The following is a 19,768-nucleotide window of genomic DNA, read 5'->3' on the forward strand; positions in this document are numbered from 1 at the left end:
AAACAACTGTTTAGACATCTGTCAACCCTGATGCATATGATCGCTGCACCACGTGGTCATAGATCTAAACGATTGATCAGTGCTTGACCAAGTCTGGAGGCGGCTGCGGTGAGCGAGCCCGAACTTGTCCAACTGCGGGTCCAGGACGGCGTCGCGGCGGTGACGCTGAACCGACCGGAACGACTCAACTCGATGACCGCTGACCTGCTCGAGCAGGCGACGCGCGCGCTGGAGACCGTCGCCGCCGATCCCTCGATCCGCGCGGTGGTCCTCACCGGAGCGGGCCGCGCGTTCTGCGCCGGTGGCGACCTCTCCCGGGGCGCTGGCGGTGGTGTCACCGACGGCGTCGACCCCGAATCGCGCGCGGGGCTGCTGCGGCGGTTCATGGAGACTTCGAAGCTGCTGCACGAGATGCCGGCCGTGACCATCGCCGCCATCAACGGGGCGTGCGCGGGCGCTGGGTTGTCGTGGGCGTGCGCCTGCGATCTCCGCTACGCCTCGGCGAAGGCGAAGTTCAACGTGGCGTTCCTCAACGCCGGGCTCTCGGGCGACTTCGGCGGGACGTGGACGTTGCCCCGGATCATCGGCTACGGCCGAGCGCGCGAGAAGTACCTGGTCTCCGAGCCGTTCGACGCCGCCGAGGCCGAGCGGATCGGCCTCGTCTCGCGCGTCTTCGATGCGGACCGCCTCCTGCCGGAGGTGTTCGGCATCGCCGGCAAGATCGCCACCGCGGCGCCGCTCGCCGTCTCGCGGATCAAGCAGAACCTCGTCGACAGCGAGTTCGCGGACTTCGGCCGGTCACTCGACCTCGAGGCCCGGCGGCACACCGAATGCGTGGAGTCCGACGACGGGCGAGAAGCGGCGAGAGCGTTCGTGGAGAAGCGCGTCCCGCAGTTCACGGGGCGTTGACGGACTCCGACTCGTAGGTGGGCGGTTCGAACCGCGGGCCCCGCGTCGCCCCGACGAGGGAGAGGGCCATGTGCCCGTAGCGCCACGCGATCTCCTCGGGGCTGAGCGGCCCGGATTCCCGGTACCAGCGAGCCACGAACGTGCACATGACGACGACCGCTCGGCTCGCCTCGAGCGGCCACGGAGCCGTGAAAACGCCTTCCGCGCAGCCTTCTTCCACGCACGCGTCGAAGAGCCGCTGCAACCTGTCCCGCTGCGCGATGTTCTGCTCGCGGTGTGCGGGTTCGAGGCTCCTGATCTCGCTGTTGACTATGAAGCTGGAGGCCACGTCGGACGCGTTCCAGAGCACGTGCGCCTGCGCGGCGGCGAACAACCGCGCCACCGGGTCCGGGCCGGCCCGCCGCAGCGCGGCTTCGGTCTTGTCGATCGAACTGGCCATGAACCTGGCGATGATGTCCACCAGGAGGTTCTGCTTGGAGGAGTAGTAGTGGTAGAGCGCGGCGGGGGTCACCCCGGCTTCTTGAGCGATGTCCCGGACCGACGACCCGTCGTACCCGTGCTGGTAGAAGCAGCGAACCGCGGCATCGACGATCACCTGGGGTCCCGGCCGACGCGAACCAGAACTACCACTCCCGCGCGTCACGACCGAAAGCCCTCACCACTCGAGATCCCCTTCAAACCCACGCAGGTCAGCGTACGGCGACCCCCGCGAACCCGTCGACCGGGCGGGCAGAGCTCACACGCACCACCGCCGCCTCGACAACCCGGCAACGTCGAAGAGCAGAACCCGGCCGCAGCACCAACAGCCCCGAACCGACCGGAATGCCCTTGGCACCCAACGACTCTCGACTACGCCGCAGACCATCCGCGGCAGTGCGCGGCTTCACCCGCAGGAAGCGTTCCCCCGTCGTCGGGAACCCCGGTCTCACCTCCACCGTGGTACGTTGACCCCCGCGGGACCTCTGCGGCAGCCCGGACGCGAAGTCCGGGGTATAGCCGGTCCCATCGTCTCGGCACCCCAGGCACTGGCCGCCGACGACATCCCTCCCGGCCCGGATTCCGCGTTCGCCACCGAACCGATCAACCGGCCCACTCGCCCGCGAGCGACATCATCACCGCTCACCGGCCGTCTCGCCGAATCCGGCACCCCCAGCAGCACCACCAGCCCAACCGACCGGAAACCGCGACCCCACGCTGTCCACGAAGGGAAGCGCACGACATGAAGGTCCCGACCCGCATCACCGACGGCCCCGAGCGCCAGATGCTCGAGTACGTCCTCGACCACACCCGAGCCGAACTGATCGACACGGTCCGAGGCCTCTCCGAAGCGGAGGCCCGCCGCCGCCTCGTCCCGTCCAGGACGACGTCGATCGGCCTGATCAAGCACGCAGCGTTCGCAGAGCGGAAGTGGTTCCAGCACATCCTGGGCGGCCTGCCGGAATCAGAATGCGACGGCCCCATGGTGGGCGAAGCCAGCTTCACGGTCGGCAACGACGAAACGCTCGCCGACGTGATAGCGGAATTCGAACGAGCCAGCACCAGAGCCCGAGAGATCGCCGCAGAAGCAGACCTGGACGCCACCCGCCACCACGCCTCGGTCGGCACGGTGACCCTCCGATGGATCTACCTGCTCATGATCCAAGAGTTCGCCCGCCACGCAGGCCACAACGACATCCTGAAAGAACAAGCAGAAGCAGCAAACCAAACCTGAACCAGCCCCGAAGAACCACCGGCCACGAGCCCCAGCAGCACAAACGGCAACAGCCCGTTCAATGCAGTTGAGGCCCAATCACCGCAGCTCAGTTGCCCGGAGCGGCAGCGTCTGGGGTACTCCTGCGCTTGCTGAGCAGTGTGGCGATGGGGAGGGCTGCCGCCAGGCCGCTGAGGAGGATCGCGGCGAGTGCGCCGAGGACGGCGGGCTGGTCGGCGAAGGCGAGGCCGATGGCGGCCAGGGCGGGGCCGGCATTGCGCACTGAGGCGACGCCTCCCATGGTGGTGCGGCGTGTGATCGGGCCGGTGGCCAGCAGCGTTCCCACGGCGAAGGCGAATGCGGCGAGCAGGAAGCCGGCGAGCAGGGCGAGGGAGCCGAAGAGGTCGGCGACATCGCGCCAGCTGCCGAGCAGCATGCCTGCCAGCACGATCAGGAAGGTGGTGTTGGAGACGGCGGCTGCCGCGGGTTGCCATGACTGTGCGGTGGGTTCGGCGTAGCGGCGCAGGAGCAGGCCGATGGCGAACGGGACGAGTTGCAGGAGCGCCACCGTCCGCACCAGCGCGCCGACGTCGAGGGAGACCTTGGTGCCGATGTCGGCGACGGTGAGGATGGCGTTGGCGGTGGGGGCGAAGGTGAGGCTGCCGAGGGAGGCGAGCAGTACCTGCATCGCCGCGCCCGCGACGACGTCCCCTCGCTGCACCGTCGCCAGCTTCGCCCCGAAGGGGCCGCCCGGGGACGAGGCGATCAGGACGAGGGCGATGAAGGCAGCCGCGGGAAGACCGAACAGTGCTCCGATGCCCCAGCCGAGCAGCGGGATGACCACCATGTTGGCGATCAGCGCCAGCAGCAGAAGCGGAATGTCGGCGAAGACGCCGCGCAGTGCCGGGACGGTGGCCCGCAGGCCGGCGGCGAACATGGTGGCCGCGATGAAGATCACGGTGACCGCGTTGAGGACGAGGTGCAGGGCGTCCATGGCGCTTGCCCGCCCGTCAGTCGCGAAGGTCTCCGAGCCAGCGCAGGGCGCTCAGGCTCGGCAGGAAGCAGTACTCGCCTCCACGGGTGACGACGAACCGGGGCAGCGGGGCGAGGCGGCGCCGTACGGGCCGCCGGGGAATGGTGTAGCCGGTCTGTCCGTCCGCGGCGCCGACGACGGGGTCCTTCGTGTCGCCGGCCCCGAAGAAGACGCCGTCGTTCATCCACTGCGACTGGACGAACTCGAACTGCCGGCCCAGGTGGGCGCCGATGAACGCGAACATCAGGCCGCGGTCCGCTCCGTCGTCCTCCAGGACGCCTTCGGGCAGCGGCGGACCGTAGATGGCGCCGCGCCGGATCATGCGGTGCAGCCGTACCTCCCCGGCCACCGAGGCGTCGCGCGGGTTGGCCCGGCGGATGTGGCAGCCGCCGGGCGTGGTAAATCCCGTCGGGTCGTCCTGCTCGTACAGGAAGGTGTTGCGGCGGCGGGGGTCCGTGCCGAGTGCGGGGTCGTCGTGCTGCGGGGCGAGGGCCAGCGGGGCCCCGCTGCGCCAGCGGCCCATGATCTTCGCGGCGATCAGTTCTTCGTCCTGGGTGCCGGTGGAGTTGTCCTTGAGGTAGCGCCTGAACGCGGCGACGTCCTGGTGGAGTTTGCGGAAGACCGCGTAGCTGCCGTTGCGCCCGAGCACGGCCGGCTGCGGCGTCTGGAGACCGCCGATCTCATCCGGGTAGCCGAGGACGAACTCCCCGCCCTTCAGCGGCGTTTCCAGCCTGTTGGACCCCGGGATGCCGCTGCCTTCGACGGCCGGATGGCTGACGCCGTCGAGGTAGCCGAAGTGTTCCTTCTCGGTGGGCAGCGCGGAGCAGTCCTGCCGCCAGATCGACGTCACGCCGGACAGGCGGTCGTAGGCGGGCCGGGCGCGGTCGATGGCCGCCTCCAGGCGCAGGGGGTCGGGGGCGACAGCCGCGATCACCACATGGACGTCGCGCGTGCCGAGCGGTGCTTCCCAGTGCTGTGGGCTGCTCGCCCCCTCGTCGCGCAGCGCTCGTGCGCGGGCCGCCATGCCCTGCCGGAACTCCCAGGCGAACGACTCCAGCGAGGAGCGCGGCACACCCAGCGCCTGCAGGCCCCAGTACGTGACAGCGACACTGACCCAGGTGTCCCCGAGGGGGCTGGAGGTGTCGGCGGCGGAGGTGGCGGCCGCGCTCGCGCGCCGCATCAACTCCCGGCCTCGGTCCCGGTCGTCGATGCGGAACACCAGGTACGTGGCCGAGTACGGGGTGGGGCGTGGGCTGAGGACCCCGCGCTGGATGTCGTCGAGTTCGAGTGTGACGTCCGTGGGTGCGCTCACGTCGGCCTCCCTGCGGCACCGCTACGTAACGAGGTTGCGCCAGAAGTTCCGCAGGCTGTCGTCGGCGCCGAAGAGCGTGCTGAAGATCGTGGAATCGGCCAGCAGCACGTCGGCCGCGCGGTCACCGCTCGGGGGCATCCACAAGAACATGTTGAACTCGGTGTTCCCCTCCTCGCTGAACGGATGGGGGCGGGAGGTGTCGATCGGCTGCCGGGCCAGCACGTGGATGGCCTTCGGCTCGTCGGTCGTCACCGCGTAGTGCGGCAGGTGCATGTGGAAGTTGAAGTTCGCGACCCCGTTCAGCCACCCCTTCTCGTCCAGATCCCTGACGGTCGACAAGGGGGCGATCCGGTTGTCCTCACCGGTGGCGGGACGCAGCCCGTACCGGTTGATGACGGGCACGTCCAGGCCCTTCATCAGATCGCGGACGTAGGTGGCGAACCGCTGCTGGCGGGGCACCAGGGGATCGCCGTGGTGGCGGTGCTCCACCTCCCGCACGGACAGATCGTCCGACGCACCGACGTCGTGATGGGGCCCCAGCACCAGGCGGGCGTCCTCCCGGGCCAGGTAGGACCGCAGCGCCTCGATCTCGCCGGGCTGCGCCTCCTGCCTGGTGATCATGTGGTCCAGTCCGAAGACGAACAGGACGTCCGTGTCGTCGAGCACCCGCTCATCGAGCGGGGTGGGGAAACCGGCCTGGTCGATGCGCTGGTACACCGGGACGGGATGCCCGGTGACCTCCTCGACGTAGTCCTGGAACGCCACCCAGGCCCAGAAGAACAGCTCCAGCGATCCCGCGATGGTCTGCTGGAACCGATAGGGGTCGGACCACTTCGGGTCCTCGTAGGCCGGCCACGCCACCCGCCGCACCTCCGTCAAGGTGGAGAACCGGTTGTCCAGCTCGGCGGGGTTCCGGCCCGCCTCGGCGGGATAGCTCCACGAGACGTAGATGCTCACTCGCCGCCCGGCAGGTGTGTACTTCCGGGGAATGTGCCGCTGGTTGTAGGTCCGTGCTGTTCTGGTCTCGCTCATCGCCCAGCTCCCAGCTTCACTGCATCTGGTCGAGCATCTCGGACAGGGCGCTCTTGATCCGCAGAGCCTTCTTGATCTCGTCCGCCGTGTAGTACGGGTACTCCCCGTACTCGATGAAGCTCGGGCAGTGGTGCTCGCGGACGAACCTGACGAACGCCTCCGGATTGGTCCGCCAGTCCTCCGGGAACCCCTCCAGGTGCTCGAACGCCGTGCTCACGCCCGCCTTCGAGAACAGTGCGACAGCGTCTTCGGTGTACTTGTCGAAGTCGGTGTCGAAGATCCCCTGGTACATGAAGCGCGTGTCGTCGTCGAAGAGGACCCAGCGCAGGTAGTGCAGCTTCAGCGGTGCGAGAAGGTACGGATCCTTTTCCAGCGCCTCGGCCAGTGCGTAGCCGTACTGGCGCATCGCGTCGGCGTGGCCGGGCTTGACCCGCGCGACGATGGTGAACCCGTAACACGCAGGAGTCCTGGGGAACACAGGCCCGTACTTCCCCTGTTCGAGATGATCCGTTTCCTTGGGGAGGACGACCGCCTGAGGCTTGATCTCCATGCCCCCACCTCCCGCCAACCAATGGGCCGGGACGTTCCCATCTTCCCGCCCCGGCGCTGGGCGCGCCTGCCGAGGCACGTGCGTCTTGGCGTGCTGCGGCTGGCGTGTGGTGGGCCGCTGACCTGCGCGAAAGCGCTGGGCAGCGGCGGCACCGCTGGTTGACGAGCATTGAGGAGGTGGCCCGGCTTTCCGGACCGGCCGCGCGAAGACCGGCACGACGGTGGACGCCGCGTGTCCGGTGTCTGACCTCGGGAGCGAAGGATGCTGGACAAGTTCAGGGCGCAGGCCCGGGCGCGGAGAGCGGAACGCCGAGCTCACGCCGACTACACCGGTGGCGTCTACGGTTCGCTGCTCGCCGCCTCCGTCGTGGTCGGAGCCAGCACGCTCGGAGCCTTCCCGCGGCTGGAGCTGGCGTTGCTGCTGCTGACCACGGGGATCGTCTTCTGGCTCGCGCACGTCCATGCCCAGCTCTTCGGCGCACGCATGGCGCAGCGCTCCCTGAGCAGAGGATCCGTGCTGCAGGTGTGCCGCGAGGAGTGGCCCATCGTGGAGGCCGCCGTGCCTCCCACGGTCGCCGTGCTCATCAGCCCCCTGCTGGGCCTCGACGTCCAGGGCGCGGCCTGGCTCGCCCTCGCCGTCGCTCTGATCAGCCAGATGGGCTGGGCGACCGCTGCCGCGCGGCGCGCAGGCGCCGTCTGGCACCAAGTGGTCCTCACCGACGCGGTCAACCTCGTGATCGGCCTGCTGATCGTCGCCCTCAAGTTGGCGCTGAAGCACTGATCCCGGTGAGCGCACGACACGGCGGCCACATCGACCGAAAGCCCCTCTCGCACTGCGCGACATCCCGCAAGTTCCACGGCACCTCGCACAGCTCCAGAGCGTGCTCGATCCGCAGCCGGACGGACAGGTGGATGGTGAGCTCTCCGATGCGGTCCCGCGGCACCCATTCCACGCGCCGCGACTCCGAGCTACTCAGGGACTCCCCGAACTGAGGTTTCGCACGGAAAGCGATGGAGAACTCCTACCTGACCTCACCGTCGTCGTAGGCAATCACGTGTCGCGCGTCAGCGCAGATGCCGAACAATTCCGGCCACCCCGACCGCGACCCCGGTTTCCACGATCTCCGCCACTCGTACGCCACCTGGCTCGCGGATGATCGGGAGCGGGCGAACACGGTTCAGCGGGTCATGGAACACAAGCTCGAAGTGCTCCGCCCCCGAGTTCGAAGAACGAGCCAAAAAGCTGGTCCCCCAACCCAGGCCGGGAACGCCACCCACGGCGAGGAGCAGTCGACGAGCAACCCCCGCACCGTGGGGGCGTGGGGGCTCGGCCCCCACAACAGAAGACGAAGAAAATCCCCCCGGCGAAGCAAGCCGGGGGGATTTTCGAGTGGGCGATACTGGGATCGAACCAGTGACCTCTTCGGTGTGAACGAAGCGCTCTCCCCCTGAGCTAATCGCCCGTGTTCTTTTGTCGTCGCCGTTCCTGGCGACAAGAAGAACAATACACGACCGTTTTCAGCGGTTGAACAGGGGGGAGGCCAACCAGTTCCAATGCAGGTCAAACCAACCGCCGACGGTCGCGAACAGGCCGAGGAGCCACAGCGTGGTCAGCACGACCAGGCAGGTGCCGGCTCCCACGGCGAGCTTGGTGATCGTGCTCTGGCAGCCGAGCCAGTCCACCCAGCGCCGGTAGTGGCGCTTGGCGAAGGCGTTGACGCGGCCGGCCCAGTGGAACTCGGTGGCGAGGATGCCGAGGCCGGCGAAGACGACGAGCCAGCCCGGGCCGGGGTAGGGGATCATCACGATGCCCGCGGTGAGCACCAGGCCGCCGATGACGCCGATCGCCACGCGGTAGGCGAGGTTGAAGCCGGGCTTGGTGCGGATGCGTTCGCGGAATGCGCGGATGCGGTCGCGCAGCCGGGGCGCGCGGGGGTCGTCGGCGTCGGGGCGGGTGTCCGACTCGGTGCTCTCGCTCAGGGCTCCCACCTGCTCGGTCGTGCGGGCTCGTGCGGGCCGGAGTGCCCGGTCGAACCAGGGTACGGCCCGTTCGCACCGCTGAGCTCGCTTGGCACCGGTTCCGGCGCGGCGGATGTCAAGCCGACAGTCGGGCGTCGGCGGGCTCCGGCGCCGCCGGAATTGTGACCGTTCTCATGGCCGCCGCCGGGCCGGACCGGGCCCTTCGGCCCTGTTGCACGGCTTCGATCCTGGTCACAGTGTGACGCCACTCTCGACCGGGCGTTCGGGTGTACGCCTGCACTGTAATCGCGGTGCAGTACGACATTCCCCCGATCCGGGGATATGCAGTGGTGAGCGTCTCACCAACCAGCCGCGCGCGTGACCGCGCGGGCGCGTCCATCCCCTATTGTTGAGGAGACGTCACGCGAAGTCGGCGGAGCGGTAAACCCGGTGGTCAAACCGGACGCGAAGGCGAAAATTCGCAGGGCGGGGGCGACGGATCGAAGGCCAGACGCGGACCCGGTTCGCTCGGTTGCGGACAGTAACCGACCCGGTCACCGGACGAGTTCAGGTCTTGTGACCCGACTCCCCCACCGGACTCGTTCGCAGTGGATCTCTTCCTCTGGTGTGGACCACGGATGCGGCGCGCCCCCGATCGGGGCGACGATCCGCGACCACCCCCGAACCCGGAGGCCGATGCGGACACGCACCGCATCCAACTGATTGCCCAGCGAAGTGCACCCTGCCCCGTACGGGTGATCTGAGCGAAAGTCGCGAGCGTTTGAGCCCGCTAAGGCGTCACAACTGTGTTGCTCGGTCGATAAAGGGACCGGGAGGGAGCAGAAAGGGGAGAACCATGCGTAACGATCACGTCACTCTGCGTTCCACTGCGGTCTTTGACCTCCTGGCCCCGCAGGCGCCTGCTGTGCCGGTCCAGGTCGAACTGCGCTACGACACCAGCGACCCCTACGCGGTCGTGGCCGCGTTCCGCACCGGCCGCGCCGGCTGGGTCGAGTGGGTGTTCGCCCGCGACCTGCTGGCCGACGGGCTGATCGCGCACGCCGGCGAAGGCGATGTCACCATCCGCCCGGCCGTCGACGACCCGGAGGTCGTGGCGATCGAGCTGAGCTCGCCGTCGGGCCACGCGGTGTTCGAGGCCTCGGCGCAGGAGCTGGCCGACTTCCTCGACCGCACGTACGACGTCGTGGTCCCGGGCAACGAGAACCTGTGGGTCGACGTCGACGAGGCGCTGACCCGGCTGCTGCCCCACGACCTCGGCTGACCAGGAACAACGGGCTCGGCGCGGACCGCGCCGAGCGGCAGTTGGACCCCCCGTTGATCGCGCTCGAGGGCGTGGTCTAGAGTTCACTGTGCAACGCGGCGGACGGCCCCGGAAGCCCGGGACCTGGAAGTCGCAGGCACGCGGATGTAGCGCAGCTGGTAGCGCATCACCTTGCCAAGGTGAGGGTCGCGGGTTCGAGTCCCGTCATCCGCTCTGGATCCTCTGGCGTTCCAGCCGATTCCGGTGTGGAAGCGGAGTCCGGCGGAGTGGCCGAGTGGCTTAGGCAAGGGCCTGCAAAGCCCTGTACGCGGGTTCGATTCCCGCCTCCGCCTCGCGCGATTAGCTCAGTGGGAGAGCGCTACCTTGACACGGTAGAGGTCACTGGTTCAATCCCAGTATCGCGCACCACATTCTTTTTCAAGCTCCTGTCGGCGAAAACGCCGACAGGAGCTTTTGCTTTCGGGCGTGGTTTCGATGCCCGTTTTCCGGGTCCCGCCATTGCGATCGGATTCCGGATCGTCTTGTCGGCCCTCTTGGATTCAGAGCACGGCCGGCAACGTCGAGACCTGTTTCGCGGTGGAGCTCACCTCCGCTGCGAGCGCCTCGACCGACGCGGTTTCGGAGTCGTGCACGATGCGGGTCGAGGCGATGCTCGCGCCGCAGAACCCGAAGATGCCGTGCTCGATCTGAGTCCGGAGTGCGTTGCCGTAGCCGTGGCGTTCGTATCCGTCCGCATCACCACCTGCCACGGCCAGCAGGTGCACGCTCAGCTGATCCAGCTTGGGGAGCACGCCGCCGACCGGGGAGTACTCGAAGGCCCAGCCGTTGACGAACACCCGGTCGATCCATCCCTTCAGCAGGGCCGGCATGGACCACCAGTACACCGGGAAGACGAGCACCAACTGCTGGGCGCGGTCCAACCTCGCCTGCTCGGCCACGACATCCGGCGGTGTGGGCCCCTCGCCGCGGTAGTGCAGCAGGTCGGCTGCGGTGAAGCGGGGGTCGAACGCTTCGGCCGCGAGGTCGACCAGCTCGGCGGACCTCCCGTCGTCCGAGAGAGCCGTGGTCACCTCGCGGGCGAGCCCGTGCGTCAGCGACGCGACATCGGGGTGGGCAACAACTACCAGACTGTGCACTTGACGTTTCTCCTCAGCAGGAATTCGTGTGCCAGCAGAGCTTTTCGGGGGGCAGCCCTCCGAGCGGGGAGCTGCCGGGCGGTCATCGCTGCCAGGTTCCGGCCGCTGCGACCCTCACGACGTACTCCTCGAAGGTGCGGGGCGGTCGGCCCAGCACGGCGGCGACGTCGTCGGTCGTCCCGGCGATCACTCCGCGCTCCATCACGACGAACATCTCGGCGACGTGGTGGGCGTCGTCCTCGCTCAAGCCCTGGTCGACCAGGACCTCGGTGTACTCGGCCGGGGAGATCTGCTTGTAGGTGATGGGCTGCCCGGACGCCCGGGAGATCAGGTCGACAGCCTCGGCGAAGGTCAACGCGCGGGGTCCGGTGAGCTCGTAGACCTGTCCTTCGTGCCGACCGGGCTCGGCCAGCACCGCGTCCGCGACGTCGGCGACGTCCTCGAGGTCGATGAACGGCTCGGGAACTGCGCCGGCCGGCAGTGCCAGCTCGCCGGCCCTCAGCGGGGCGCGGAAGAGGTCCTCGTCGAAGTTCTGGGCGAAGTTCGACGCCCGCAGCACGGTCCACTCCAGCGCCGAGCCGCGCACGGCGTCCTCGGCCGAACGCATGTCCAGTCCGAACGTCGTGTCGCCCCAGGTGTCGGCTCCGCGCCCGGAGAGCAGGACCAGACGTCGCACGCCGGCGGCCTCGGCCCGTCTCACGAACTCGTGCACCGGGCCGGGAACGGCCGGAGGCACGACGTAGACGGCGGCGACGCCCTGCAGCGCCGGATCCCACCCGGCTGGGTCGGACCAGTCGAACGGCGTCCGGCTGGACCGGGATGCGGCGCGCACCGGGGTGCCGCGCAGCCGCAACCGGGCGGCGACCCGGCGACCGGACTTGCCGGTGGCGCCGAGGACGAGGGTGGTGTCGTTGCTCATGGCAGCGATTCAACCGAGCCACCTCGGACGAATCCATGGGTGAGAAGCTGGATCGCCTGCGCGATCGTCCAAGCTGCCGCGAAGAGGTCGTGGCAGGTGGGCGTCTCGTTCCGGGAGAATGCGGGCATGGTTGAGCAGAGCATCTGGATGCAGAAGGTCGCCGCCGATCCCGGGCACTCCTCCTGGTACGTCGAACGCTTCCGCTCCATGGCTCGCGCCGGGGACGACCTCGCCGGGGAGGCCCGCCTCGTGGACACCGCGGTGCCGCGCGGCGCCCGCATCCTCGACGCCGGGTGCGGTCCGGGCCGGGTCGGCGGCCAGTTGGCCGAAGCCGGGCACGACGTCGTCGGCGTCGATGTCGATCCGGTCCTGATCGAGGCCGCCGAGCAGGACCACCCGGGGCCGCGCTGGCTGGTCGGCGACCTGGCCGAGCTCGACCTCCCCGCCCGGGGCATCACCGCGCCGTTCGACGCGATCGTCTGCGCCGGGAACGTGATGACCTTCCTGGCGCCGAGCACGCGCAGTGCCGTGCTGGAGCGGTTCCGCGCGCACCTCGCGCCGGGCGGCCGGGTCGTGATCGGCTTCGGTGCCGGCCGCGGCTACGAGTTCGCCGACTTCTTCGCCGACGCGGCGGCGGTCGGGCTCGAGCCCGACCTGCTGCTGTCCACTTGGGACCTGCGCCCGTTCACCGACGACTCGACCTTCCTGGTGGCCCTCCTCCACGAGCGGTGAACACCGACCTCGTCCGCCCGCCCCAGCCCGCGTATCGCGGCCGAACCAGGTGGACGGCATCAGCTCAATCAAGCCACAGTGGACAAACCAAGGCGCCCGCGCTTCGCACCACCGAGGCCCACCTGAAACTCCTGCCCCTGCCAGCTGCCGCAACGGCGAACCCCGCCGAGCCGCCCATTCCTGCTGGTCAAGGCTCGTGAGCACTTTGTGGCGCTATAACCCCACAAAGTGCTCACGAGCGATGACCTGCCCAGGGAGTCCTCTCGCACCTCGTTCCGCCCCGGAGAACGCAATTTCAATGGAAATTGGACATGCGATTTCCATTGAAATTGGACACCTCGGAACCCGAGTTCCGCAGCGCGGAACGAGTGCGTTGCCGGGCCTTCGACGTGTCCTGGGCTGACTCCGGCGTCAGCAGCAGTGTTCGCCGCGCCAGGCTTCTCGGCCCTCCTTGACCGCCACCACTGCGATCACCAGGGCTGCGATCGGGTCCGCCCAGTACCAGCCGAAGAGGGTGTTCAGCAGGAGGCCGATCAGCAGGACCCCGGAGAGGTAGGTGCACATGAGGGTTTGCTTCGAGTCGGCCACTGCGCTGTGCGAGCCGAGCTCGCGGCCCGCGCGTCGTTGGGCGTATGACAGCGCCGGCATGATCGCGAGGCTCAGCGCGGCCAGGACGATTCCCGCTGTCGAGTGCTCGGCTTCCGCTCCGCCGAGCAGCGCGCGCACCGACTCGACGGTGACGTAGGCCGCCAGCGCGAAGAACGACAGGCCGATGATCTTCAGCGCCACCCGCTCGCGCGCTTCCGGGTCCGAGCCGCTGAACTGCCACGCCACCGCCGCTGCCGAGGCGACCTCGATGGTCGAATCCAGGCCGAAGCCGATCAGGGCTGTGGAGGACGCGGCTCTGCCCGCTGCGATCGCCACGATCGCCTCGATGACGTTGTAGGTGATCGTCGCCGCGACGAACCAGCGGATCCGCCGGGTCAGCACCGCCCGGCGGGCGTCGCTCAACCCGACATCGACCGGGGCCGAGCAGCCGTCGGCGCAACCGTCACTCACCGGACAACTCCGCGCCGTAGTTCGGGCACAGGGCCACGGCTCGACCGGTCGCGGCCAGCAGCGCCTCGGCCGAGGCCAGCAGGTCCAGCAGCTCCGGACGGGCGAGCGAGTAGTACACCTGCCGGCCTTCGGGGCGGCCGGTCACGAGGGCGCAGTCCCGCAAGCACGCCACGTGCGCCGACACCGTGGACTGCGCCAGCCCCAGCTCGCTCACCAGGTCGGCCACGCGGGCCTCGCCGCCCGCCAGGCGCCGGACGATCGCCAGCCGCGTGCCGTCCGAGAGGCTGCGGAACAGCGACACCGCCGCGTCCAGCCCCTCGGCCGAACAATTCATCGTCATGTGGCGATGATAGCGCCGAGGGGCGATGGATCGTGGTTTGACCTTCGAGTTGGTCGAAGGTCGAGAATCGCTTTCGTGGACGACGAGTTGTTGAGCATCGGTTCCTTCGCCCGGGAGGTCGGGCTGACGCCGAGCGCGCTGCGGTTCTACGGCGACTGCGACGTGCTGGTACCCGCGCACGTCGACGCCGTGACCGGCTACCGCTTCTACTCCCCCGACCAGGTCGCGCGCGCTGTGCTGCTGCGCCGGCTGCGAGCGGCCGGAGTGCCGTTGCCCGAGGTCGGCGCGGTGCTCGACGGAACCGCCGAGCAGGCCCGCGCCGTGTTGGCAGCCCACGCCCAGCAGGCGCAGGAGGTGGCGGAGGCCGCGCAGGCGGCGATCGAGGCGATCTTGGATTCGCTCCCCGGCGGCGCGCGGCGGACGTTGGCGCGCGTGGGCGGGGCGGAGCTTGCCAGTGCTGTGCGCCAGGTTTCGCCGTCGGTCGGCGATGGCGCCGCGCGGGCGGAGTTCCCCGTGCTGGGGTGCATCCTCGTCGAGCTGGACGACCAGGAAGTGCGGCTGGTCGCGACGGACCGCTACCGCCTGGCGGTGCGGACGCTGCGGGCCCGCGTCGAGGGTCCCGCGGCTCGTCTGGTGGTCGACGCCGCCGCATTCGGCGACGTCGCTTCCTGGGCGTTGCCGTTCGCCGAGGTCGGCATCGAGGTCGACGAGCGCGGAGCTCGGGTTCGCGGCGGAGGCCGGGCGCAGAACCTGCCGACGTCGGACGAGGGCTTCCCCGACTACCGGCTGATCCTGGACGCCCTGCCGAGCCCGCGGAACCGGCTCATCACCGATCGCAACGCCCTGCGAGCAGCGCTGCTCCGCTCCCCCGGTCCGGCCGTCCTGCGCACCGAGGACCAGCAACTCGCGATCTCGGGCGGGACCTTCCAGCCCGCTGTCCACACTGGACCGCCGCTGCGCATCGCGTTCGACCCGGCGGTCCTCGTCCCGGCGCTGGAGGCCGGGGTGGGACCCGACGTGCTGCTGGAGATCTCCGCACCGGACCAGCCGGTCGTCGTCCGCTCCGCCGACCAGGGCAGCTTCACCACGCTGGTCATGCCCGTGCACACCGAAGGAACGAGGACAACACCGTGAGCCCCGACAACCCCGTCGTGCAGCTGTGCTCGCAAGGCATGCAGGCCGAGGCCGAAGGCCGCGCCGACGACGCGCGCGAGCACTTCCAGCAGGCCTGGGACCGGGCCGCCGACGACTACGAAGCCAGCATCGCCGCCCACTACCTGGCCCGGCACCAACCGAACCCCGAGCAGGCGCTGCGCTGGAACCGGGAAAGCTTGGAGCGCGCCGAACGGGTCGGCGACGAGCGGGTCACCGGGTTCTTCGCCTCGCTGCACCTGAACCTGGCGAAGTCGTACCAAGACTTGGACCAGCCGGACCGGGCGCACGAGCACTTCGCCTCGGCCGCCGAGCACGTCGACGACGTCCCGCCGGGGCAGTACGCGGACTGGACCCGGTACGCCATCGCCGAAGGGCTGCGCCCGACCAACCCCGCCGACGAGCTGCTGGACGAGCTGATCGCGAAGTTCTGCGAGCGGCAGAACCTGAAAGCGCTCGCCATCGTCCTGCCCGCGCGGCTGGGCGACCTCGGCACCGACGACGACCGCATGCGCCTGCGCACCGCCCTGCACATGCTGCACGCGTCCCGCAGCCTGCCCGACACCGAACAGGACTCCCTCAGCCGGGCGATCACCGCGCTGACCGCCTGACGCTCCAAGCGGGCTCAGTCGCCGCGCTCGCCCCGGCCGGAGCCCCGCGCGCGCTCCCACTTCGGCCGTTCCGGCGCTCCGGGGACGGGCGCGCCGGGCGACCGCTCGCCGGGGTTCGGCGACGGCAGGCGCAGCAGGTCGGGGTCCTCGGTGCGGTCCTCGAACAACCGCTCGTGCGCCACGATGTTGGTCGGCAGGCGGACCAGGGCCACCGTGCCTTCGCCCTCCGCCTCGCGCAGCTCCACCCTGATGCCGCGCCGGGAGGCCAGCACCGCCACCACGAACAGGCCGAGCCGGGAGTCGCCGCGCAGCGTGATGTCCTCGAACTTCGGCTTGCTGGCCAGCAGCACGTTCGCCTCGTCGCGCTCGGCCGGGCGCATGCCCATGCCCTCGTCCTCGATCCGCAGCAGCACGCCGCGCGGGGTGTCGCCGCAGTACACGTGCACCTTCGAGTTCGGTGCGGAGAACGACGTGGCGTTGTCCATGAGCTCGGCCAGCAGGTGGATCACCTCGCCCACCGCGGCGCCGATCACCGAGAGGTCCGGCGCGCGGTGCACCTGGATCCGGTCGAAGTGCTCGGTCTCGGCGACGGCCGCGCGCACCACGTCGGCCAGCCGCACCGGCTTGCGCCACTTCCGCCCCGCCTGGACCCCGGCGAGGACCACCAGGTTCTCGGCGTTGCGGCGGGCGCGGGTGGCCAGGTGGTCCAGCTCGAACAGCCCGGCCAGCCGCTCCGGGTGCTCCTCGTTGCGCTCCATCCGGTCGAGCACCTTCAACTGGCGGTGCACCAGGCCCTGGTTGCGGTGCGCGATGCCGAGGAAGACCTTGTTGAACCCGGCCTTGGCGTGGTTCTCCTGCACCGCGGCCGCCACCGCCGTGTGGTGCGCGGTGTTGAACGCGTCGGCGACCTGGCCGATCTCGTCGGTGCCGTAGTCCAGCGGCGCGAGCTCGGCCTCCACGTCGACCTGCTCGCCGCGCTCGAGGCGGGACATGATGCCCGGCAGGCGTTCCCGGGCCAGCCGCAGCGTGTCGTCGCGCAGGCTGGTCAGCCTGGAGACCAGCGTCCGGTCCACCAGGCTGCGGGCGGCGCGGGCGGCCAGCACGATGCCGATCAGCACGGCCACCAGCCCGCCCAGGCTGACGGCCAGCACTTCGAGGAGCCGGTTGTTGCCGTTGTCCAGGCTCAGCTCGATGCCTTCGCGGGCCTGCTGGACGGCGACTTCGACCAGCTGCTGGGACACCTCGGTGCTGACCCGCCCCCACGCGGCCGGATCCACCGAGGGCTCGCCCGGCCGCGGCGGGTTCTCGATCAGCGCGTTCTCGAACTCGGTCAGCTGGCGCCAGGCGTCGCTGGCGGTGAGCTGGCGCAGGAGTTCGGCGCCGCCCGGTTCCATGACGGGGAGGTTGGTGTCGAGCCGGGCGTGGTACGAGCCGACCAGGTGCGCGAACGTCACGTGCTCGCCGGGGCCGAACTGGCCGCTGGTCAGCGCCGCGCTGCCCAGCGACGCGGCCTGCGACATCCGATCGGCCGCCCGGAACACCTCGCTGCCGGCCAACCCGGCCTGGCCCGCCTTCGCGTCCGGGACGATCCGCGCCTGGGTGTCGAACAGGTCGGCCCACTTCTCGAGCAGCCGGTTGTAGTAGGCGAAGGCCTCCTGGCGCGACACCGCGCCGGAATCCATCCCAGCGCGCTGCCGCGGCAGCTCGGCCAGCAGAGATCCCAAGCCCCGGACCTGGTCGGCGATCACCTTCGGCGAGCCGGAGACCAGCTGGTCGAAGTTGGGGCGCGTGCGCGCCAGCGCCGCATCGGTCCGGGTGCGCTGGGCGGTCACGGCGCTGGGGTCGGTGTCCGGGCGGCTGAGGTGCTCCAGCTCGAGGCGGCGCTCCTCCTGCAACTCCATCAGGCTGTTCGCTGCCGGGATCGAGGCGTTCTGCACGCCGGTGGCGACCATCGTGGCGTAGTAGCCGTCGTAGATCGTCAGGGACGAGAACCCGAGCCACATGACCAGCAGGATCACGCTGGGCACCAGGCCGATGCGCGTCAGCCGGGCCCGGATCGTCTTGTACTCGCTCCCGGAACTGCTCGTCCGCGCCACAGTGCTCCGCAACCGTCGAACCGACCCAGTGCGCTCCCGTCGGGGAGGAGACCCCACTCCACTCGGCCCAGGGCGAGGCGCCGGTTCGGCGGCGTCCCGCTCCCGCGGCCCCCGGCAGGATGACCGCACCATAGCACAGGGTGATCGAACGGCTACTCGAATCCCACCGCGAAGACGGGAATCCGCTACCAGGAGCCCGCAGGCCCGGGCCTGCCGTCCGCATTCACCCGAAGACGACGAGTCACGGAGCGTGATCATCGCGGCCTAGCGCGGGACCGCTGATACGCCGTCCGGGGGTCGTGAGTGCGAAAACCGGTCGGAGCCGGTTCCCGCACTCACGACACCTCAGCGGCGGTAGTCCTCTTCAGGTGTCTGGGCCCGGCGGACGATGCCCGCCAGGGCGCTGCTGACGATCGTGACGATCAGGGCGCCCCAGAACGCCGGCCAGAATCCGTCCACGTGGAACGGCAGGCCCAGCCGACCGGCCAGGTAGCTGGTCAGCCAGAACAGCAGGGCGTTGACGACCAGTCCGAACAGACCGAGGGTCAGCAGGTAGAGCAGGCAGCCCAGGGTCTTGGCGATGGGCTTGAGCACCACGTTGACCATGCCGAAGATCACCGACACCGCGAGCAGGGTGAGCACCTTCGCGGTGGTGTCCTCCCCCGCCAGGTCGATTCCCGGCAGTGCGGTGGTGATCCACACCGCCACCATGGTGATCAGGAGCTGCAGCACGACTGCCACGGCGGGTCCCCCTAGGCGAATTCCGGTCATGAACGAAACCGACGCTACCGGCATTCCGGGATCTCCCGCCGCCGCCGAGGTCAGCGGAACAGCGTCGTCATCAGCCCTCGGACGTCGCCGCTGTCGCCGTGGGCCTCGGCGAACCGGAAGACCAGGCCTTCCCGCAGGCCCCAGGGGCAGATCTCCAGCTCGTCCACGCCGATCGCGCTCAGGATGAGGTCCGCCACGATCGCCCCGGCCAGGATGCGGCGGGCGCGGCTGCGCGAAACGCCGGGCAGCGCCGCGCGCTGGGACTGGTCGAGCTCGGCCAGCCGGGGGATCCAGGGGCGCAGCTTGGCGCGCGAGAGGCGGTCGGGGTGGCGGGCGAGCTTGCCCGGCGAGCTCTCGGTGAGCACCGCCAGCTGCCGCAGCACCTTCGACAGCGCCACCGGATGCCCCAGGTCCCGCTCGGCGAACCCGCGCAGCGAGCGCGGGATGGTGCGGCGCACGGCCTCGACCAGCTCGTCGACCTGTTCCGGGCGCGGCGGGTCGTCCGGCAGGTACTGCCTGGTCAGCCGGACCGCGCCGATGGGGAGCGAGACCACCTCGTCGGGTCCGAGGTCCACCCCGGTGGACACGTCGATGGTGCCGCCGCCGATGTCCACGGCGGTCATGGGTGCACCGCAACGCGCGTGCCAGCGCCGGGCCGCGTGGTAGGTGACCGCGGCTTCGTCGCGGGGGCTGAGCACGCCGATCCGGACCCCGGCGGCGTCGCTGAGCTCCTCGCGCAGTCGCGTGCCGTTGGCCGCATCGCGCACCGCCGACGTGCCGAACGCGACCAGCGCGTCCGGTCGCTGGTCCGCCGCGGCGCGCACGCAGTGCTGCACCGCTCGCACGGCGTGCTCCACGCCGCGCTCGTCGACCACGCCGTCGGTGCCCGTGCGTTCGGCAAGGCGGGTGCGGGCCTTCACGCTCCAGTCCGCGCGCGGGATCCGGGAGCGGTCGAGGTCGACGATCTCCAGGCGCGCAGCGGTGGATCCGATGTCCAGCAGAGCAAGTTTCATGCCCGGCCCACCCGCGCACCACGCGCCCGGTTCGGCGCTGTGGCGGTTTCGAGGGACGGCATGCTCCCATTGTCGGGGCCCGAACGACGGGAAAACCCGTCAAATCGACCTTTTCCTGAGATCTCGATCACAATCGAGCCGGTTCCGGGCGATTCCCGCCGGACCGTACTCGG

General features: G+C 69.8%; 20 protein-coding genes and 4 tRNA genes. 10 read left to right on the top strand and 14 right to left on the bottom strand.

All coding sequences use genetic code 11. The features are described 5' to 3' along the window. The first annotated feature begins 108 nt into the window (after positions 1 to 108). Positions 109 to 909 (top strand): enoyl-CoA hydratase, encoded by an 801-nt coding sequence (locus OU415_RS12945; RefSeq protein WP_270948942.1) that lies wholly within the window; start codon positions 109 to 111, stop codon positions 907 to 909. Here the strand turns inward: OU415_RS12945 and OU415_RS12950 are convergent. After that, the gene (locus tag OU415_RS12950; RefSeq protein ID WP_270948943.1) at positions 896 to 1,504 is read right to left on the bottom strand and encodes a TetR/AcrR family transcriptional regulator; all 609 of its coding nucleotides are present in this window, start codon (positions 1,502 to 1,504) and stop codon (positions 896 to 898) included. The two genes, OU415_RS12945 and OU415_RS12950, sit on opposite strands and share 14 nt — an antisense overlap. A gap of 624 nt (positions 1,505 to 2,128) precedes the next feature. On the opposite strand from OU415_RS12950, the gene OU415_RS12955 reads away from it, so the two are divergent. Next, complete coding sequence (locus tag OU415_RS12955) at positions 2,129 to 2,620, top strand: DinB family protein (RefSeq protein WP_270948944.1); 492 nt, start codon at positions 2,129 to 2,131, stop codon at positions 2,618 to 2,620. A gap of 88 nt (positions 2,621 to 2,708) precedes the next feature. Here the strand turns inward: OU415_RS12955 and OU415_RS12960 are convergent, their stop codons facing one another. The 4 genes from OU415_RS12960 to OU415_RS12975 are packed head-to-tail and all read right to left on the bottom strand — an operon-like array spanning position 2,709 to position 6,526. Continuing rightward, on the bottom strand, positions 2,709 to 3,593 hold the full coding sequence (locus tag OU415_RS12960; protein ID WP_270948945.1) for a bile acid:sodium symporter family protein: 885 nt from the start codon (positions 3,591 to 3,593) through the stop codon (positions 2,709 to 2,711). A gap of 16 nt (positions 3,594 to 3,609) precedes the next feature. Continuing rightward, positions 3,610 to 4,944 carry a Dyp-type peroxidase gene (locus OU415_RS12965; protein WP_270948946.1) on the bottom strand — a complete coding sequence of 445 codons (1,335 nt, stop codon included), beginning with the start codon at positions 4,942 to 4,944 and terminating at the stop codon, positions 3,610 to 3,612. Between the two features lie 21 nt (positions 4,945 to 4,965). Continuing rightward, positions 4,966 to 5,976 (bottom strand): hypothetical protein, encoded by a 1,011-nt coding sequence (locus OU415_RS12970; protein ID WP_270948947.1) that lies wholly within the window; start codon positions 5,974 to 5,976, stop codon positions 4,966 to 4,968. A 16-nt stretch (positions 5,977 to 5,992) separates the two neighbouring features. Then, positions 5,993 to 6,526 (bottom strand): hypothetical protein, encoded by a 534-nt coding sequence (locus tag OU415_RS12975; protein ID WP_270948948.1) that lies wholly within the window; start codon positions 6,524 to 6,526, stop codon positions 5,993 to 5,995. A gap of 261 nt (positions 6,527 to 6,787) precedes the next feature. On the opposite strand from OU415_RS12975, the gene OU415_RS12980 reads away from it, so the two are divergent. Next, positions 6,788 to 7,306: a hypothetical protein gene (locus tag OU415_RS12980; protein WP_270948949.1), complete on the top strand. Its 519-nt coding sequence runs from the start codon at positions 6,788 to 6,790 to the stop codon at positions 7,304 to 7,306. A 610-nt stretch (positions 7,307 to 7,916) separates the two neighbouring features. On the opposite strand, the gene OU415_RS12985 is transcribed toward OU415_RS12980, so the two are convergent. Together OU415_RS12985 and OU415_RS12990 are read right to left on the bottom strand one after the other, a co-directional pair. Further along, positions 7,917 to 7,988 (bottom strand) — tRNA-Val (locus OU415_RS12985). Between the two features lie 55 nt (positions 7,989 to 8,043). After that, positions 8,044 to 8,514, bottom strand: coding sequence for a TIGR02611 family protein (locus OU415_RS12990; RefSeq protein WP_270948950.1), 471 nt, complete (start codon positions 8,512 to 8,514; stop codon positions 8,044 to 8,046). An 826-nt stretch (positions 8,515 to 9,340) separates the two neighbouring features. On the opposite strand from OU415_RS12990, the gene OU415_RS12995 reads away from it, so the two are divergent. The 4 genes from OU415_RS12995 (at position 9,341) to OU415_RS13010 (ending at position 10,174) form a co-directional block, all read left to right on the top strand. Beyond that, entirely contained in the window at positions 9,341 to 9,766 is a 426-nt protein-coding gene (locus tag OU415_RS12995) for an SsgA family sporulation/cell division regulator (protein ID WP_270948951.1), read from the top strand. A 140-nt stretch (positions 9,767 to 9,906) separates the two neighbouring features. After that, a tRNA-Gly gene (locus OU415_RS13000) sits at positions 9,907 to 9,979 on the top strand. A gap of 47 nt (positions 9,980 to 10,026) precedes the next feature. Beyond that, positions 10,027 to 10,098, top strand: a tRNA-Cys gene (locus OU415_RS13005). Between the two features lies 1 nt (position 10,099). After that, positions 10,100 to 10,174 (top strand) — tRNA-Val (locus OU415_RS13010). 131 nt (positions 10,175 to 10,305) lie between these two features. Here OU415_RS13010 and OU415_RS13015 read toward each other — a convergent pair. Continuing rightward, on the bottom strand, positions 10,306 to 10,902 hold the full coding sequence (locus OU415_RS13015) for an NAD(P)H-dependent oxidoreductase (RefSeq protein ID WP_270948952.1): 597 nt from the start codon (positions 10,900 to 10,902) through the stop codon (positions 10,306 to 10,308). Between the two features lie 82 nt (positions 10,903 to 10,984). Further along, a complete protein-coding gene (locus OU415_RS13020; RefSeq protein WP_270948953.1) occupies positions 10,985 to 11,821 on the bottom strand; it encodes an NmrA family NAD(P)-binding protein in 837 nt (278 codons plus the stop codon). Between the two features lie 126 nt (positions 11,822 to 11,947). Between OU415_RS13020 and OU415_RS13025 the strand changes: the two genes are divergently transcribed. Continuing rightward, a complete protein-coding gene (locus OU415_RS13025) occupies positions 11,948 to 12,553 on the top strand; it encodes a class I SAM-dependent methyltransferase (protein WP_270948954.1) in 606 nt (201 codons plus the stop codon). Between the two features lie 411 nt (positions 12,554 to 12,964). On the opposite strand, the gene OU415_RS13030 is transcribed toward OU415_RS13025, so the two are convergent. Together OU415_RS13030 and OU415_RS13035 are read right to left on the bottom strand one after the other, a co-directional pair. Next, on the bottom strand, positions 12,965 to 13,612 hold the full coding sequence (locus OU415_RS13030; RefSeq protein WP_270948955.1) for a cation transporter: 648 nt from the start codon (positions 13,610 to 13,612) through the stop codon (positions 12,965 to 12,967). Beyond that, a complete protein-coding gene (locus tag OU415_RS13035; RefSeq protein ID WP_270948956.1) occupies positions 13,605 to 13,952 on the bottom strand; it encodes an ArsR/SmtB family transcription factor in 348 nt (115 codons plus the stop codon). The genes OU415_RS13030 and OU415_RS13035 overlap by 8 nt, the downstream gene beginning before the upstream one ends. 75 nt (positions 13,953 to 14,027) lie before the next feature. On the opposite strand from OU415_RS13035, the gene OU415_RS13040 reads away from it, so the two are divergent. Then, positions 14,028 to 15,086 (top strand): DNA polymerase III subunit beta family protein, encoded by a 1,059-nt coding sequence (locus OU415_RS13040; RefSeq protein WP_270948957.1) that lies wholly within the window; start codon positions 14,028 to 14,030, stop codon positions 15,084 to 15,086. Next, positions 15,083 to 15,715, top strand: a complete 633-nt coding sequence (locus tag OU415_RS13045) for a hypothetical protein (protein WP_270948958.1) — start codon at positions 15,083 to 15,085, stop codon at positions 15,713 to 15,715. Before OU415_RS13040 ends, OU415_RS13045 begins: the two co-directional genes overlap by 4 nt. Positions 15,716 to 15,729: 14 nt before the next feature. Here the strand turns inward: OU415_RS13045 and OU415_RS13050 are convergent, their stop codons facing one another. From OU415_RS13050 to OU415_RS13060, 3 genes are all read right to left on the bottom strand, one after another. Then, positions 15,730 to 17,811 (bottom strand): sensor histidine kinase, encoded by a 2,082-nt coding sequence (locus OU415_RS13050; protein ID WP_270948959.1) that lies wholly within the window; start codon positions 17,809 to 17,811, stop codon positions 15,730 to 15,732. A gap of 345 nt (positions 17,812 to 18,156) precedes the next feature. Then, positions 18,157 to 18,552 (bottom strand): phage holin family protein, encoded by a 396-nt coding sequence (locus tag OU415_RS13055; RefSeq protein WP_270948960.1) that lies wholly within the window; start codon positions 18,550 to 18,552, stop codon positions 18,157 to 18,159. Positions 18,553 to 18,632: 80 nt separating this feature from the next. Next, positions 18,633 to 19,595, bottom strand: coding sequence for a Ppx/GppA phosphatase family protein (locus OU415_RS13060; RefSeq protein WP_270948961.1), 963 nt, complete (start codon positions 19,593 to 19,595; stop codon positions 18,633 to 18,635). Positions 19,596 to 19,768 lie beyond the last annotated feature (173 nt).

The organism is Saccharopolyspora oryzae (assembly GCF_027853915.1).
In the GTDB taxonomy this organism is placed as follows: domain Bacteria; phylum Actinomycetota; class Actinomycetes; order Mycobacteriales; family Pseudonocardiaceae; genus Saccharopolyspora; species Saccharopolyspora oryzae.

Excerpts from the sequence above, each read along its gene's own strand:
- OU415_RS12955 (WP_270948944.1), top strand. The coding sequence starts at position 2,129 with ATGAAGGTCCCGACCCGCATCACCGACGGCCCCGAGCGCCAGATGCTC.
- OU415_RS12960 (WP_270948945.1), bottom strand. The coding sequence starts at position 3,593 with ATGGACGCCCTGCACCTCGTCCTCAACGCGGTCACCGTGATCTTCATC.
- OU415_RS12970 (WP_270948947.1), bottom strand. The coding sequence starts at position 5,976 with ATGAGCGAGACCAGAACAGCACGGACCTACAACCAGCGGCACATTCCC.
- OU415_RS12975 (WP_270948948.1), bottom strand. The coding sequence starts at position 6,526 with ATGGAGATCAAGCCTCAGGCGGTCGTCCTCCCCAAGGAAACGGATCAT.
- OU415_RS12980 (WP_270948949.1), top strand. The coding sequence starts at position 6,788 with ATGCTGGACAAGTTCAGGGCGCAGGCCCGGGCGCGGAGAGCGGAACGC.
- OU415_RS12995 (WP_270948951.1), top strand. The coding sequence starts at position 9,341 with ATGCGTAACGATCACGTCACTCTGCGTTCCACTGCGGTCTTTGACCTC.
- OU415_RS13020 (WP_270948953.1), bottom strand. The coding sequence starts at position 11,821 with ATGAGCAACGACACCACCCTCGTCCTCGGCGCCACCGGCAAGTCCGGT.
- OU415_RS13025 (WP_270948954.1), top strand. The coding sequence starts at position 11,948 with ATGGTTGAGCAGAGCATCTGGATGCAGAAGGTCGCCGCCGATCCCGGG.
- OU415_RS13035 (WP_270948956.1), bottom strand. The coding sequence starts at position 13,952 with ATGACGATGAATTGTTCGGCCGAGGGGCTGGACGCGGCGGTGTCGCTG.
- OU415_RS13060 (WP_270948961.1), bottom strand. The coding sequence starts at position 19,595 with ATGAAACTTGCTCTGCTGGACATCGGATCCACCGCTGCGCGCCTGGAG.